Annotated in this window: 13 protein-coding genes; 11 read left to right on the top strand and 2 right to left on the bottom strand. The window is 58.0% G+C overall.

Annotated features, from left to right (window positions below; genetic code table 11):
• Window positions 1–59: 59 nt before the first annotated feature.
• Both QLG03_RS13310 and citS read right to left on the bottom strand, forming a co-directional pair.
• Entirely contained in the window at window positions 60–311 is a 252-nt protein-coding gene (locus tag QLG03_RS13310) for an oxaloacetate decarboxylase subunit gamma (protein ID WP_101989208.1), read from the bottom strand.
• Window positions 312–471: 160 nt separating this feature from the next.
• Window positions 472–1812 (bottom strand): citrate/sodium symporter CitS, encoded by a 1341-nt coding sequence (gene citS / locus QLG03_RS13315; protein WP_023291938.1) that lies wholly within the window; start codon window positions 1810–1812, stop codon window positions 472–474.
• 256 nt (window positions 1813–2068) lie between these two features.
• Here citS and citC point away from each other — a divergent pair, with 256 nt between their 5' ends.
• The 11 genes from citC (at window position 2069) to kefC (ending at window position 15573) form a co-directional block, all read left to right on the top strand.
• Window positions 2069–3097 carry a [citrate (pro-3S)-lyase] ligase gene (gene citC / locus QLG03_RS13320; protein ID WP_255989368.1) on the top strand — a complete coding sequence of 343 codons (1029 nt, stop codon included), beginning with the start codon at window positions 2069–2071 and terminating at the stop codon, window positions 3095–3097.
• A gap of 30 nt (window positions 3098–3127) precedes the next feature.
• Complete coding sequence (gene citD, locus QLG03_RS13325) at window positions 3128–3421, top strand: citrate lyase acyl carrier protein (RefSeq protein ID WP_023291940.1); 294 nt, start codon at window positions 3128–3130, stop codon at window positions 3419–3421.
• Window positions 3418–4287, top strand: a complete 870-nt coding sequence (citE, locus tag QLG03_RS13330) for a citrate (pro-3S)-lyase subunit beta (protein WP_023291941.1) — start codon at window positions 3418–3420, stop codon at window positions 4285–4287. The genes citD and citE overlap by 4 nt, the downstream gene beginning before the upstream one ends.
• A gap of 10 nt (window positions 4288–4297) precedes the next feature.
• The gene (citF, locus tag QLG03_RS13335; protein WP_032429096.1) at window positions 4298–5824 is read left to right on the top strand and encodes a citrate lyase subunit alpha; all 1527 of its coding nucleotides are present in this window, start codon (window positions 4298–4300) and stop codon (window positions 5822–5824) included.
• 18 nt (window positions 5825–5842) lie between these two features.
• A complete protein-coding gene (citG, locus tag QLG03_RS13340; RefSeq protein ID WP_282473645.1) occupies window positions 5843–6751 on the top strand; it encodes a triphosphoribosyl-dephospho-CoA synthase CitG in 909 nt (302 codons plus the stop codon).
• Window positions 6752–6977: 226 nt separating this feature from the next.
• Window positions 6978–7799: a 4-hydroxy-tetrahydrodipicolinate reductase gene (gene dapB, locus QLG03_RS13345; protein ID WP_023291944.1), complete on the top strand. Its 822-nt coding sequence runs from the start codon at window positions 6978–6980 to the stop codon at window positions 7797–7799.
• A 457-nt stretch (window positions 7800–8256) separates the two neighbouring features.
• Window positions 8257–9405 (top strand): glutamine-hydrolyzing carbamoyl-phosphate synthase small subunit, encoded by a 1149-nt coding sequence (gene carA, locus QLG03_RS13350; protein ID WP_132134806.1) that lies wholly within the window; start codon window positions 8257–8259, stop codon window positions 9403–9405.
• A gap of 17 nt (window positions 9406–9422) precedes the next feature.
• Complete coding sequence (gene carB, locus QLG03_RS13355; protein ID WP_004204267.1) at window positions 9423–12647, top strand: carbamoyl-phosphate synthase large subunit; 3225 nt, start codon at window positions 9423–9425, stop codon at window positions 12645–12647.
• Between the two features lie 169 nt (window positions 12648–12816).
• A complete protein-coding gene (locus QLG03_RS13360; RefSeq protein WP_002888059.1) occupies window positions 12817–13050 on the top strand; it encodes a YgdI/YgdR family lipoprotein in 234 nt (77 codons plus the stop codon).
• 131 nt (window positions 13051–13181) lie between these two features.
• A complete protein-coding gene (kefF, locus tag QLG03_RS13365) occupies window positions 13182–13715 on the top strand; it encodes a glutathione-regulated potassium-efflux system oxidoreductase KefF (RefSeq protein ID WP_004204269.1) in 534 nt (177 codons plus the stop codon).
• Complete coding sequence (gene kefC / locus QLG03_RS13370; RefSeq protein WP_023291948.1) at window positions 13708–15573, top strand: glutathione-regulated potassium-efflux system protein KefC; 1866 nt, start codon at window positions 13708–13710, stop codon at window positions 15571–15573. The genes kefF and kefC overlap by 8 nt, the downstream gene beginning before the upstream one ends.
• Window positions 15574–15651: the final 78 nt, after the last annotated feature.

Raw genomic sequence — 15651 nt, forward strand, 5'->3', positions numbered from 1 at the left:
TGGTGGGCGTCGCGCAGGACGACATCGGTAATGGCAACGGTCATGAATTCCTCCGTGAATTAAGGGTGAAGACGGCGGTGGTGGTGAATGGCGGCGACAATCGCCGGCGTTAAGCGGGCGAAGTCGTCGGCGGGCGCAACGGCGGGCAGTGGCGTCGCTTTTGGCGCCGCAGCCGGTTCGGGGAAGAAGCGGTTGACGGCGGCGGACATCCCCCGGATGGCGAAAATCAGCAGAAACAGAAACGCCAGCACGAACCCCATGCCGAGGCACATCAGGGTGAAGCCTTCACCCAGCAGTACAGCTTCAGTCATTGAAAGACCCTAAAGTAAGGGCACGACGGCGTGTTTGAAGGTTAACCAAACGATACTTCCGGCTAAGGAGTAGGGGGGATTTCCCGAAGCCGCCCCCGGCTCTGGCCCCTAACTGGCATCGCTGTGGTTGACGCTCAAACATCGCCATCGTGCGTGTTGGTTACATCATCATGCCAAACACAATGCTGGCGATGACCAGCACAATACCGCCGCCCAGACGGGAGGAGATTTGCGCATAAGAGATAAGATTCATACGGTTACAGGCAGATAGCACTTCCAGGTCGCCTGAGCCGCCGCGGTTAGCCATGCACAGGCCTGCGGTGATGGCGGATTCGATCGGGAAGAAGCCAATCATCCAGCCGCCGATGGCCGCCCCGACGACAGCACCCACGACGATTACCGCAGCGATGATGACGTTCGCGAAGGTAATCGCGTCGATAATTTCCTGCAGGTCGGTGTAGCACACGCCGACGCCGACCATCAGTACCCACAGCAGCTGCTTAGAGAAGAAGTCAGACAGACGTTTGGCCCCGGCTTTGATCTCCGGCGAGCAGAGGCCGGAAGCGTTCAGCGCCGCGACGATCAGCACCATCCAGGCGAAATAGTGGATTGAGACACCGCCAATGCTTGGCAAAATTTTCTTGGCAATGACGTAGGCCAGCAGGAAACAGGTGGTGGCGAGCACCAGGCCGACCGCCGTTTCGCGATGGGTAATCTGGCCTGCTTTTTCATCATCATCGACTTTAAAGGAGGCTTTACGTACCAGTTCGCCTTCCCCGCTCAGCCAGGTGTGTTTTTTACCGATAATATCGAGCAGCGCGGCAAAAACGATGGCGAAGATATTGGCGATGGTCAGAATGGCAATCGCGGTGGAGTAGTACTCTTCACGGGAGCGGCCGGTGACGGAGTGATAAATTTCAGACAGCGGAACCGCGCCTGCGCCGTTGCCGCCGCCCATAATCGGCAGGACGTACAGCATCATAATGCGGTCTACGGAAATACCGAAGCACAGGCCGATGATAATCCCGAAGATAGATGCGCCGAGGATCCCCATAAGGATCGTCGGAATATAACCCAGCAGCGATTTCAACAGCAGTTTACGGTTAACCGAGAGAATGGCGCCAGTTATCAAAACTGCGATGAATAAGTTCAGGAAGTTGCTTTTATCCATCACATTAGTGATTGCATCAATTTCTTTTTGGGTAAAAATGCCTGCGTAAACGAAATAAGCGGCGACGAGGAAGATCATCACCGGCGCGCCGCCAATATATTTATTAAATATCGGCAGCCGTTTGCCAATCTCGCCAAAGATGGCGCCGATAATAAACATAATGGCAAAGCCGCCAACCAGGTCGGTGGGTAACGCATTAAAGAAGTGGGAAAGTAATAGCGTAATTAACGCAAACGCATAAAGGGGTAACGGCATGCCGAAGATTTTAAATCCCAGCAGGTCGCTTACGCCCTTTTTCTCCGTCGCCGGAGCCTGGCTCATGTTAGTCATAAACGTTATCCTGTTTATCAATGAAGTAATAAGACCGGCGCATAGTAATAAATAGACTCAGTGTTAAGGTGTGATAACCTTCACTGAATACTCGTGTTTTTAATTAATTTAATTATTTTTATTATGCTGAATGCATTAACAACATAAAAACCATAAAGCCAATTAAGCGACGGGAAAAATTGTGATTTAAATACAAGAATCGATAGCCGAACGCTGGCGAAATACAAGTCGTTTTGGAATAACGAAGCGCTAAAAAATGACTCTGATATTAAAACGCGTTCTGCTACGGAAGGATAAATCGCGGCGAGAGGCGATTGACCTCTTTCTCCGTCAGCATCAGCTCTCATTAGAGGCTGATTGCGAAATGGCCATTGTCGCCGAGTATCAGCAGCGGCTGGTCGGCTGCGGCGCCATCGCCGGCAACGTCCTGAAGTGCATCGCTATCGACCCCTCGCTGCAGGGGGAGGGGCTGAGCCTTAAGCTACTGACAGAATTACTCACCCTGGCCTACGAGCTGGGGCGCAGTGAACTGTTTTTATTCACTAAGCCCTGTAACGTCGCGCTCTTTGCCGGCGCCGGATTCTGGCCAATCGCGCAGGCCGGCGATCTCGCCGTGTTACTGGAAAATAGCCGCGAACGGCTGACCCGCTACTGCCGCCAGCTGGCGATGTACCGTCAGCCGGGACGCAAAATAGGCGCTATCGTGATGAACGCCAACCCGTTCACGCTCGGCCACCGCTGGCTGGTGGAGCAGGCGGCCCGTCAGTGCGACTGGCTACACCTGTTTGTGGTGAAAGAGGATGCCTCCCGTTTCACGTATCAGGATCGCTACACGCTAATCGAAAAAGGGATTGCCGGCATCGACAAGGTAACGCTGCATCCCGGTTCGGCATACCTCATCTCGCGGGCCACCTTCCCTGGCTACTTCCTCAAAGAACAGGGGGTGGTGGACGACTGCCACAACCAGATCGATCTCCAGCTGTTCCGCGAACATTTAGCCCCGGCGCTGAAGATAACCCATCGTTTTGTCGGCACTGAGCCGCTGTGTTCGCTGACTCGCCATTACAACCTGCGTATGAAAGCGTTGCTGGCAGCGCCAGGCGACGCGCCGCCTGTTGAGGTGGTTGAGCTGGCGCGGATCGAAAAAAACGGCGGGCCGATATCGGCTTCCAGGGTGCGCGAACTGTACCGGCAGCGCAACTGGCAGGCGGTGGCGGCGCTGGTGCCGCCGGGAACCCTCTCTTTTCTGATGCAACTGGCGGAAAGCGAACATCAAACCGCCTGATTTTTACGCCATAACAAAGGATTTGCCTCTATGGAAATGAAGATTGACGCCCTGGCCGGCACGCTGGAGTCCAGCGATGTGATGGTCAGGATTGGGCCGGCGACGCAGCCGGGCATTCAACTGGAGATCGACAGCATTGTGAAGCAGCAGTTTGGCGATGCGATTGAGCAGGTGGTCAGAGAAACCCTGACGCAGCTCGGCGTTAGCCAGGCCAACGTGGTGGTGGATGATAAAGGGGCGCTGGAGTGCGTTCTGCGCGCCCGGGTTCAGGCTGCGGCCCTGCGCGCGGCGCAACAGTCTCAATTGCAATGGAGCCAGCTATGAAACCACGTCGCAGTATGCTGTTTATCCCCGGCGCCAATGCCGCCATGTTAAGTACTTCATTCGTTTACGGCGCCGATGCGGTGATGTTCGACCTTGAAGATGCCGTTTCGCTGCGCGAGAAAGATACCGCTCGCCTGCTGGTGTATCAGGCGCTGCAGCATCCGCTGTATCAGGATATCGAAACCGTGGTGCGCATTAACCCGCTAAATACGCCGTTTGGTCTGGCCGACCTGGAAGCGGTGGTACGCGCGGGTGTGGACATGGTACGTCTGCCGAAAACCGACAGCAAAGAAGATATTCATGAACTGGAAGCCCACGTTGAGCGGATTGAACGCGAGTGCGGCCGGGAAGTGGGTAGCACCAGGCTTATGGCGGCCATCGAGTCGGCGCTGGGGGTGGTAAACGCGGTCGAGATCGCCCGCGCCAGCCCGCGTCTGTCGGCCATCGCGCTGGCGGCCTTCGACTACGTTATGGATATGGGCACCTCCCGCGGCGACGGCACTGAGCTGTTCTATGCCCGCTGCGCCGTGCTGCATGCTGCGCGGGTCGCCGGCATCGCCGCCTATGACGTCGTGTGGTCGGATATTAATAATGAAGAGGGCTTCCTCGCGGAAGCGAATCTGGCGAAGAACCTCGGCTTCAATGGGAAATCACTGGTCAACCCGCGCCAGATCGAACTGTTGCACCAGGTCTATGCCCCGACGCGAAAAGAGGTCGACCATGCGCTGGAGGTGATTGCCGCGGCGGAAGAGGCAGAGTCGCGCGGTCTGGGCGTGGTGTCGCTGAACGGCAAGATGATCGATGGACCGATTATCGACCACGCGCGCAAAGTGGTGGCGCTTTCAGCTTCCGGTATTCGTGATTAAGGGGAATAAGATGAAAGAGACAGTAGCAATGCTTAATCAGCAGTATGTGATGCCGGAAGGATTGACCCCTTACAGCGGCGTGACGGCGAAAAGCCCATGGCTGGCCAGTGAGACGGAAAAGCGGCGGCGTAAAATCTGCGACTCGCTGGAAACGGCAATCCGTCGTTCCGGCCTGCGAAACGGCATGACCATCTCGTTCCACCACGCGTTTCGCGGCGGTGACAAAGTGGTCAATATGGTGGTGGCGAAACTGGCGGAGATGGGCTTTCGCGATCTGACCCTGGCGTCCAGTTCGCTTATCGACGCTCACTGGCCGCTGATCGAGCATATTAAAAATGGCGTGATCCGCCAGATCTACACCTCCGGCCTGCGCGGGAAGCTCGGCGAGGAGATCTCCGCCGGGCTGATGGAAAATCCGGTGCAGATCCACTCTCACGGTGGTCGCGTACAGCTGATCCAAAGCGGTGAGTTGTCCATTGACGTGGCGTTCCTCGGCGTTCCCTGCTGCGATGAGTTTGGCAATGCCAACGGCTTTAGCGGTAAGTCGCGCTGCGGCTCGCTGGGCTACGCGCGCGTTGATGCGGAACATGCCAAATGCGTCGTGCTGTTGACCGAAGAGTGGGTGGACTACCCTAACTACCCGGCCAGTATCGCCCAGGATCAGGTGGATCTGATCGTTCAGGTGGACGAAGTAGGCGATCCGGAAAAAATCACCGCTGGCGCCATTCGTCTGACCAGCAACCCGCGCGAGCTGCTGATCGCCCGCCAGGCGGCGAAGGTGGTTGAACACTCCGGTTACTTTAAAGAGGGGTTCTCGCTGCAGACCGGCACCGGCGGCGCCTCGCTGGCGGTGAGCCGCTTCCTGGAAGACAAAATGCGCCGCAACGGTATCACCGCCAGCTTCGGCCTTGGCGGCATCACCGGGACGATGGTCGATCTGCATGAGAAAGGGCTGATTAAAACGCTGCTCGACACCCAGTCGTTCGATGGCGATGCGGCGCGCTCGCTGGCGCAGAACCCGAACCACGTCGAAATCTCTACCAATCAATATGCCAGCCCGGGTTCCAAAGGGGCCTCCTGCGAGCGCTTAAACGTGGTAATGCTCAGCGCGCTGGAAATTGACACCGACTTTAACGTCAACGTGATGACCGGCTCCAATGGTGTGCTGCGCGGCGCGTCAGGGGGCCATAGCGATACCGCCGCCGGCGCGGATTTGACCATCATTACCGCGCCGTTAGTTCGCGGCCGCATTCCCTGCGTCGTGGAAAAGGTGCTGACCCGCGTGACGCCGGGAGCCAGCGTGGATGTGCTGGTCACCGACCATGGCATTGCGGTAAACCCGGCGCGCCAGGACCTGATCGACAATTTACGCAACGCCGGTATTGCGCTGATGACCATTGAGGAACTGCAGCAGCGCGCGGAGTTGCTGACGGGCAAACCGAAAGCGATCGAATTTACCGATCGGGTGGTGGCGGTAGTCCGCTATCGCGACGGTTCGGTCATCGATGTGATCCATCAGGTGAAAAACAGCGACTAAGCGCAGAGGGGAAAGGCTATGAGCGACGTGTTAATTCAACCTCCGCGTGTGCTACGCGGAAAACCACTGAGCGCCGAAGAGGTGGTCAGCGCGGTAGAGCGCGCGCTGTTGACCGAAGTTCGCCTGACCCCTAAGCCCGGGCTGGTGGATATTCGTAACGCTGGCGCGCACCGGGATATGGATCTGGCCTCGTTTGAGGCCAGTACCGCGGTGGTGGCGCCGTGGATGGAGAAGTTTTTTATCATGGGCCACGATACCGCGGCGGTCGCGCCGGAGCAGGTGTTGATGATGCTGCGTCCGGTGGGAATGGCCTGCGAGAACGATATGCTGGAGGTCACCGGCGGGGTGAATACCCATCGTGGGGCGATCTTCGCTTTTGGCCTGCTCAGCGCGGCAGCGGGCAGGCTGGTCTCGAAAGGCGAGCCGATAGAGCAGCACCGGCTTTGCGACCAGGTGGCGCGCTTCTGTCGCGGCATGGTTATGCAGGAATTGTCCTCCGCCAGTGGGGAACGGCTGAGCAAAGGCGAGATGCATTTTCTGCGTTACGGCTTCTCCGGCGCCCGCGGCGAGGCGGAGAGCGGATTCCTGACTGTGCGCACCCAGGCATTACCGGTCTTTAACCGCATGATGGAGGAGACCGGCGACAGCAATCTGGCGCTACTGCAAACCCTGCTGCATCTGATGGCATGGAATGATGACACCAATCTGGTGTCACGCGGCGGGCTGGCCGGATTGAACTATGTCCAGCAGGAGGCGCAGCGACTGCTGTGGCAGGGCGGCGTGCTGGCTGACGGTGGGCTGGAGGCGTTGCGCCAGTTTGATGACGATCTGATTGCCCGCCATCTTAGCCCCGGCGGTAGCGCCGATCTGCTGGCGGTGACCTGGTTTTTATCCGCGTTTCCCGGCGGCGCGCTTTTCCCGCTGTAACCCTCTGCAACATCGCCCTCGTCCGCACCGTGCGGGCGGGGCATCATCATTCGCATCCTGGTTCTCACTGCGTAAACGAGGAATTGCGGCACAATCATATAGTTTTTACTGATATCGTCCGCCGTTTGTCATAAATTTCTAATTATCGGCGTTTTTGAGTAGCGGCCCGCTGACGGGCTGGTTACTCTGAAAACAATTTACGTAATGTTAACAAAAGAGAATAGCTATGCATGATGCACAAATCCGCGTGGCCATCGCCGGCGCGGGCGGCCGGATGGGACGCCAGTTAATTCAGGCTGCGCTGCAGATGGATGGAGTGGCGCTGGGCGCGGCGCTGGAGCGTGAAGGATCCAGCCTGGTGGGCAGCGACGCCGGCGAGCTGGCGGGCGCCGGCAAAGCGGGCGTCACGGTGCAGAGCAGCCTGACGGCGGTAAAAGATGATTTCGACGTGTTGATCGATTTTACCCGCCCGGAAGGCACGCTGAACCATCTGGCGTTTTGCCGCGACCACGGCAAAGGGATGGTCATCGGCACCACCGGTTTTGACGACGCTGGCAAGCAGGCGATTAGCGATGCCGCGCAGGAGATTGCCATTGTCTTTGCCGCTAACTTTAGCGTCGGCGTCAATGTTCTGTTAAAGCTGCTGGAGAAGGCGGCGAAGGTGATGGGCGACTACACCGACATCGAAATTATCGAAGCGCACCATCGGCATAAAGTGGATGCGCCGTCAGGCACCGCGCTGGCGATGGGCGAAGCGATCGCCGGGGCATTGAACAAAGATCTCAAGGACTGCGCGGTCTACAGTCGTGAAGGCCACACTGGCGAACGCGTCCCGGGCACCATTGGCTTCGCGACCGTCCGCGCGGGGGATATCGTCGGTGAACATACAGCGATGTTTGCTGATATTGGCGAACGTATTGAGATCACCCATAAAGCCTCCAGTCGGATGACATTTGCTAATGGCGCGGTTCGCTCTGCATTGTGGCTGAAAGGCAAGAAAAATGGCCTCTTTGATATGCGCGACGTGCTGGAACTGAATAGTTTATAACGATTATTACCCATCGTGATGTGGTTATTGCTATCAATAAGTTATTGATGCAAGGGGCAATATTTTGTTGCCCTTTTTTATTTTTAGCTGTTTTTGTTTGTTTTTCATCTGAGGAGGCTATAAGTTTGGATGTAGTTCGGTTTTTTAGTGAACGAAATGTAAATTTTGACCATTTGGTCCACTTTTTTGCCGTTCAGCGCCAGGTTTTACACTCTTCGCCGTCCGCAAGCGTTTTCTCAGCCAGGTTTGTTGATCTTTTTGGCGTAAAAATCACGTGTCATGCGCCAGTGGCGTAAAATGACATTAAAAATCTCCGCTTTAAGTTGACTTTTATCCGACATCTCTCCAGAATGCCGCCGTTTGCCAAAAATCTGCGGGCAACAGATTTGCATTGATTCAGATCGTGTTTATGAATTAATATGCAAATAAAGTGAGTGGATATTCTCTGGAGGATGTTTTGATTAAGTCAGCGCTATTGGTTCTGGAAGACGGAACCCAGTTTCACGGTCGGGCCATCGGGGCAACCGGCACGGCGGTTGGGGAAGTCGTTTTCAATACTTCAATGACCGGTTATCAAGAAATCCTCACTGATCCTTCCTATTCCCGCCAAATCGTCACTCTTACTTATCCTCATATTGGTAATGTCGGCACCAACGCCGCCGATGAAGAATCTTCTCAGGTACATGCTCAGGGTCTGGTTATTCGCGACCTGCCGCTGATTGCCAGCAACTTCCGCAGTACCGAAGACCTCTCTTCCTATCTGAAGCGCCATAACATCGTGGCGATTGCCGATATCGATACCCGCAAGCTGACGCGTCTGCTGCGTGAGAAAGGGGCGCAGAACGGCTGCATCATCGCGGGCGACAGTCCGGATGCCCAGCTGGCGCTGGAAAAAGCGAAAGCGTTCCCTGGCCTGAACGGCATGGACCTGGCGAAAGAAGTGACCACCGCAGAAACCTACAGCTGGACGCAAGGCAGCTGGACCCTGGCGGACGACCTGCCGGAAGCGAAAGCGGAAAGCGAGCTGCCGTTCCACGTCGTCGCGTATGACTTCGGCGCGAAACGCAACATCCTGCGCATGCTGGTTGACCGCGGCTGCCGCCTGACGGTGGTGCCGGCGAAGACTTCGGCGGCGGATGTGCTGGCGCTCAATCCGGACGGCATTTTCCTCTCTAACGGTCCTGGCGACCCGGCGCCGTGTGATTACGCTATCGACGCGATTGAAAAATTCCTGGAGACCGATATTCCGGTGTTCGGCATCTGCCTCGGCCATCAGCTGCTGGCGCTGGCGAGCGGCGCCAAGACCATTAAAATGAAGTTCGGCCACCACGGCGGCAACCACCCGGTGAAAGATATTGATAATAACGTGGTGATGATCACCGCCCAGAACCACGGTTTCGCCGTGGATGAGGCGACGCTGCCGGCCAACCTGCGCGTGACCCACAAGTCGCTGTTCGACGGCACCCTGCAGGGGATCCATCGCACCGACAAGCCGGCGTTCAGCTTCCAGGGCCACCCTGAAGCGAGCCCGGGGCCGCACGATGCCGCGCCGCTGTTCGACCACTTTATCGAGTTAATTGAGCAATACCGTCAGTCCGCGAAATAATCAGGAGTAAAAGAGCCATGCCAAAACGTACAGACATAAAAAGTATCCTGATTCTGGGCGCGGGCCCGATTGTTATCGGTCAGGCGTGCGAGTTTGACTACTCCGGCGCCCAGGCCTGTAAAGCCCTGCGCGAAGAGGGCTACCGCGTTATCCTGGTGAACTCTAACCCGGCGACCATCATGACCGACCCGGAAATGGCCGATGCCACCTACATCGAGCCGATTCACTGGGAAGTGGTGCGCAAAATCATCGAAAAAGAGCGCCCGGACGCGGTGCTGCCGACCATGGGCGGCCAGACGGCGCTGAACTGCGCGCTGGAGCTGGAGCGTCAGGGGGTGCTGGCTGAATTCGGCGTGACCATGATTGGCGCCACCGCCGATGCGATTGACAAGGCCGAAGACCGTCGCCGTTTCGATATCGCGATGAAAAAAATCGGTCTCGACACCGCGCGTTCCGGTATCGCCCACACGATGGAAGAGGCGCTGGCGGTAGCGGCTGATGTCGGCTATCCGTGCATCATCCGTCCGTCGTTCACCATGGGTGGCACCGGCGGCGGCATCGCCTATAACCGCGAAGAGTTCGAAGAGATTTGTACCCGCGGCCTGGATCTCTCTCCCACCAACGAGCTGCTGATTGATGAATCGCTGATCGGCTGGAAAGAGTATGAGATGGAAGTGGTGCGCGATAAGAACGACAACTGCATCATCGTCTGCTCTATCGAAAACTTCGACGCCATGGGGATCCACACCGGTGACTCCATCACCGTTGCGCCGGCGCAGACCCTGACCGACAAAGAGTACCAAATCATGCGTAACGCCTCGATGGCGGTGCTGCGTGAAATCGGCGTCGAAACCGGCGGCTCTAACGTTCAGTTCGCGGTCAACCCGAAAAACGGTCGCCTGATCGTTATCGAAATGAACCCGCGCGTTTCCCGCTCCTCGGCGCTGGCCTCCAAAGCCACCGGCTTCCCGATTGCTAAAGTGGCCGCCAAGCTGGCGGTAGGTTACACCCTCGACGAGCTGATGAACGACATCACCGGCGGCCGTACCCCGGCTTCCTTCGAGCCGTCCATCGACTACGTGGTCACGAAAATCCCACGCTTTAACTTCGAAAAATTCGCCGGCGCCAACGACCGTCTGACCACCCAGATGAAGTCCGTCGGCGAAGTGATGGCGATTGGCCGTACCCAGCAGGAGTCCTTGCAGAAAGCGCTGCGCGGTCTGGAAGTGGGCGCCACTGGCTTCGACCCGAAAGTGAGCCTCGACGATCCGGAAGCGCTGACTAAAATCCGCCGCGAACTGAAAGACGCCGGCGCTGAGCGTATCTGGTACATCGCCGACGCGTTCCGCGCGGGCCTCTCGGTTGACGGCGTCTTCAACCTGACCAACATCGACCGCTGGTTCCTGGTGCAGATTGAAGAGCTGGTCCGTCTGGAAGAGAAAGTGGCGGAAGTGGGCATCAACGGCCTCGACGCTGACTTCCTGCGCACTCTGAAGCGTAAAGGCTTTGCCGATGCGCGTCTGGCGAAGCTGGCGGGCGTGCGGGAAGCGGAAATCCGCAAACTGCGCGACCAGTATGATCTGCACCCGGTCTACAAGCGCGTGGACACCTGCGCCGCGGAATTCGCCACCGATACCGCCTATATGTACTCCACTTATGAAGAAGAGTGCGAGTCCAACCCGTCCGTTGACCGCGATAAAATCATGGTCCTCGGCGGCGGCCCGAACCGTATCGGTCAGGGTATCGAATTCGACTACTGCTGCGTACACGCCTCGCTGGCGCTGCGCGAAGACGGTTACGAGACCATCATGGTCAACTGTAACCCGGAAACCGTCTCTACTGACTACGACACTTCCGACCGTCTGTACTTCGAGCCGGTCACCCTGGAAGACGTGCTGGAAATTGTGCGCATCGAGAAGCCAAAAGGCGTTATCGTGCAGTACGGCGGCCAGACGCCGCTGAAGCTGGCGCGCGCCCTGGAAGCCGCAGGCGTACCGGTTATCGGTACCAGCCCGGACGCTATCGACCGTGCGGAAGACCGTGAGCGCTTCCAGCACGCGGTTGACCGTCTGAAGCTGAAGCAGCCGGCGAACGCCACCGTCACCGCCATTGAACAGGCGGTAGAGAAAGCGAAAGAGATTGGCTACCCGCTGGTGGTGCGTCCGTCTTACGTGCTGGGCGGCCGGGCGATGGAGATCGTCTATGACGAGCAGGATCTGCGCCGCTACTTCCAGACTGCGGTCAGCGTCTCCAACGACGCGCCGGTGCTGCTGGACCGCTTCCTCGACGACGCGATTGAAGTGGATGTCGATGCTATCTGCGATGGCGAAATGGTGCTGATTGGCGGCATCATGGAGCATATCGAGCAGGCAGGCGTTCACTCTGGCGACTCCGCCTGTTCCCTGCCAGCCTACACCCTGAGCAAAGAGATTCAGGATGTGATGCGCGAGCAGGTGCAGAAGCTGGCCTTCGAGCTGCAGGTTCGCGGTCTGATGAACGTCCAGTTCGCGGTGAAAGATAACGAAGTCTATCTGATTGAAGTCAACCCGCGTGCGGCGCGTACCGTGCCGTTCGTCTCCAAAGCCACCGGCGTACCGCTGGCGAAAGTGGCGGCGCGCGTGATGGCCGGTAAGACGCTGGCGCAGCAGGGCGTGACCAAAGAGATCATCCCGCCGTACTACTCGGTGAAAGAGGTGGTTCTGCCGTTCAACAAATTCCCGGGCGTTGACCCGCTGTTAGGGCCAGAAATGCGCTCCACCGGGGAAGTGATGGGCGTCGGCCGCACCTTTGCCGAAGCGTTCGCCAAGGCGCAGCTGGGCAGCAACTCGACCATGAAGAAACAGGGGCGCGCGCTGCTCTCCGTCCGCGAAGGCGACAAAGAGCGCGTGGTCGACCTGGCGGCGAAGCTGCTGAAGTTCGGTTTCGAGCTGGATGCAACCCACGGTACCGCGATTGTGCTGGGCGAAGCGGGCATCAACCCGCGTCTGGTGAACAAGGTGCATGAAGGTCGTCCGCACATTCAGGACCGTATCAAGAATGGCGAATACACCTACATCATCAACACCACCGCAGGTCGTCAGGCGATTGAAGACTCCAAGCTGATTCGCCGCAGCGCCCTGCAGTACAAAGTGCACTATGACACCACCCTGAACGGCGGCTTTGCCACCGCGATGGCGCTGAACGCTGACGCCACCGACAAGGTGATTTCGGTTCAGGAAATGCACGCGCAAATCACCAAATAAGCGCTCCGGCCTGGCCGGATAGCAACAAACCTGGGCTGACGACATCGTCAGCCCATTTTTTTGGGCTGCGGCCATCTTCAGAGAGTTCTGCTTTTAACCCCCTGTCGGGTCAGGCTAACTATAGTTAGCACCATAACGATACCTATTGATGAAAAGACAGGAGGATACAATGCGCAACAATATTCTGGTGGCATCCGCGCTGGCAGCGACGGCAATCATGTTCGTGGCCGGTTGCTCATCGAATCAGTCGATCAAAACCACCGACGGCAAGACCATTGTCACCAGCGGTAAACCGCAGGTGGATGATGATACCGGTCTGGTCTCCTACAAAAATGCCGAAACCGGACGCGTGGAGCAGATTAACCGCGATCAGGTGAAATCCATGGATGAGCTGGATAATTAAGGCCTGACGTTTGCCATTCAGGCGCGCGTTACGTACACCACCGCGACATAAATCACAGTTATCATTGTAAGCGGTTCGCTTAACTGTCTACACTCTTGCTGATTACGACAAGAGCTAACGCAGGCCAATCAATGATTCTGATAATTTATGCGCATCCTTATCCGCAGCATTCTCATGCGAATAAGCGAATGCTTGAACAAGCAGGGACGCTTGAAGGCGTAGAGATACGCTCCCTTTATCAACTCTATCCCGACTTTAATATCGATGTCGCCGCCGAGCAGGCGGCGCTCGCCCGTGCCGATCTGGTTATCTGGCAGCACCCGATGCAGTGGTATAGCGTGCCGCCGCTGCTGAAGCTGTGGATGGACAAAGTGCTGTCGCACGGCTGGGCCTATGGCCATAACGGTATTGCGCTGCGCGGTAAATCGCTGATGTGGGCGGTGACCACCGGCGGCGGTGAAAGCCACTTTGATATCGGTTCGTTTCCCGGTTTTCCGGTGCTGGCGCAGCCGCTGCAGGCCACCGCGCTTTACTGCGGGATGAAATGGCTGCCGCCGTTCGCCATGCACTGCACCTTTATCTGCGATGACGAAACGCTGCAGGCGCAGGCCCGCCACTATCGTCAACGCTTAATCGACTGGCAGGAGGCACATCAGAATGGATAGCCATACGCTGATACAGGCGCTGATTTACCTGGGCGCCGCGGCGCTGATTGTGCCCATCGCCGTCCGCCTTGGGCTTGGGTCGGTGCTGGGCTATCTCATCGCCGGCTGTATTATCGGGCCGTGGGGGCTGCGGCTGGTGACCGACGCCGAGGCGATTCTGCACTTTGCCGAGATTGGCGTGGTGCTGATGCTGTTCGTCATTGGTCTGGAGCTGGATCCGCAGCGTCTGTGGAAGCTGCGCGCTTCGGTGTTTGGCGGCGGCGCGCTGCAGATGGTGGCCTGTGGGGTATTGATCGGCCTCTTTTGCATGCTGCTGGGCCTGCGCTGGCAGGTGGCCGAGCTGATCGGTATGACCCTGGCGCTCTCCTCAACCGCTATCGCCATGCAGGCGATGAATGAGCGCAATTTGACGATGTCGCAGATGGGGCGCAGCGCCTTCGCGGTGCTGCTGTTCCAGGATATCGCGGCGATCCCGCTGGTGGCGATGATCCCGCTGCTGGCGGCCAGCGGCGGCGCCACTTCGCTGATGGCTTTTGCCCTCTCCGCGCTGAAGGTGGCCGCGGCGCTGGCGCTGGTGGTGGTTCTGGGACGCTATCTGACCCGTCCGCTGCTGCGCTTTGTCGCCCGTTCCGGTCTGCGCGAAGTGTTCAGCGCCGTGGCCCTGTTCCTGGTCTTCGGCTTTGGGCTGTTGCTGGAAGAGGTGGGGCTGTCGATGGCGATGGGGGCGTTTCTCGCCGGGGTGCTGCTGGCCAGCTCCGAGTATCGCCATGCGCTGGAGAGCGATATTGAGCCGTTTAAGGGCCTGCTGCTGGGGCTGTTCTTTATCGGCGTCGGGATGTCGATTGATTTCGGCACCCTGGTTACCCATCCGCTGCGTATTGTGATTTTGCTGGTGGGTTTCCTGGCGATAAAAATGCTGATGCTGTGGCTTATCGCCAGACCGCTTGGCGTGCCTCGCGCCCAGCGCCGCTGGTTTGCGGTGCTGCTGGGGCAGGGGAGTGAGTTCGCGTTTGTGGTCTTTGGCGCCGCGCGGATGGCGGAGGTGCTGGACGGCGAATGGGCAAAGGCGCTGACCCTTGCGGTGGCGCTGTCGATGGCGGCAACCCCCATCCTGCTGGTGCTGCTGACCCGTCTGGAGAAATCGTCCAGCGGCCAGGCGCGGGATGCGGACGAGATTGATGAAGAGCAGCCGCGGGTGATTGTCGCCGGCTTTGGCCGCTTCGGGCAGATCGCCGGGCGACTGCTGCTCTCCAGCGGGGTGAAGATGGTGATCCTCGATCACGACCCGGACCATGTCGATACCCTGCGCAAATTTGATATGAAGGTCTTCTACGGCGATGCCACCCGGGTCGATCTGCTGGAGTCGGCTGGCGCCGAAAAGGCGGAGGTGTTGATCAATGCCATTGACGATCCGCACGTCAGCCTGGAGCTGGTGGCGAGGGTAAAAGAGCATTTTCCGCATCTGCAGATTATCTCCCGCGCCCGCGATGTCGATCACTATATCCAACTGCGTCAGGCTGGCGTCGAAGCCCCGGAGCGTGAAACCTTCGAGGCGGCGCTGAAATCCGGCCGGATGACGCTGGAGGCGCTGGGGCTCGGCGCGTATGAAGCGCGCGAGCGGGCCGATCTGTTCCGTCGCTTCAACCTGCAGATGGTCGAAGAGATGGTGGCGATGGCGGAAAACGACGCGGCGTCGCGGGTGGCGGTCTTCAAGCGGACCAGCGATATGCTGACCGGCATCATCAACGAAGATCGTCATCATCTGTCGCTGGTGCAGCGTCACGGCTGGCAGGGGACGGAAGAGGGTAGGCACACCGGCGATATCGCCGATGAGCCGGAAAATAAGCCCTCCGCCTGACGTTAATCAGTAACATTTTGTTTTCGTTTGGATCCTGTTCTGGCGGCCCACGGCACGAACGTGGGCTTGCCAGCAAAT

The organism is Klebsiella sp. V115_8 (genome assembly GCF_029967715.1).
GTDB classification, from domain to species: Bacteria; Pseudomonadota; Gammaproteobacteria; order Enterobacterales; family Enterobacteriaceae; genus Klebsiella; species Klebsiella quasipneumoniae.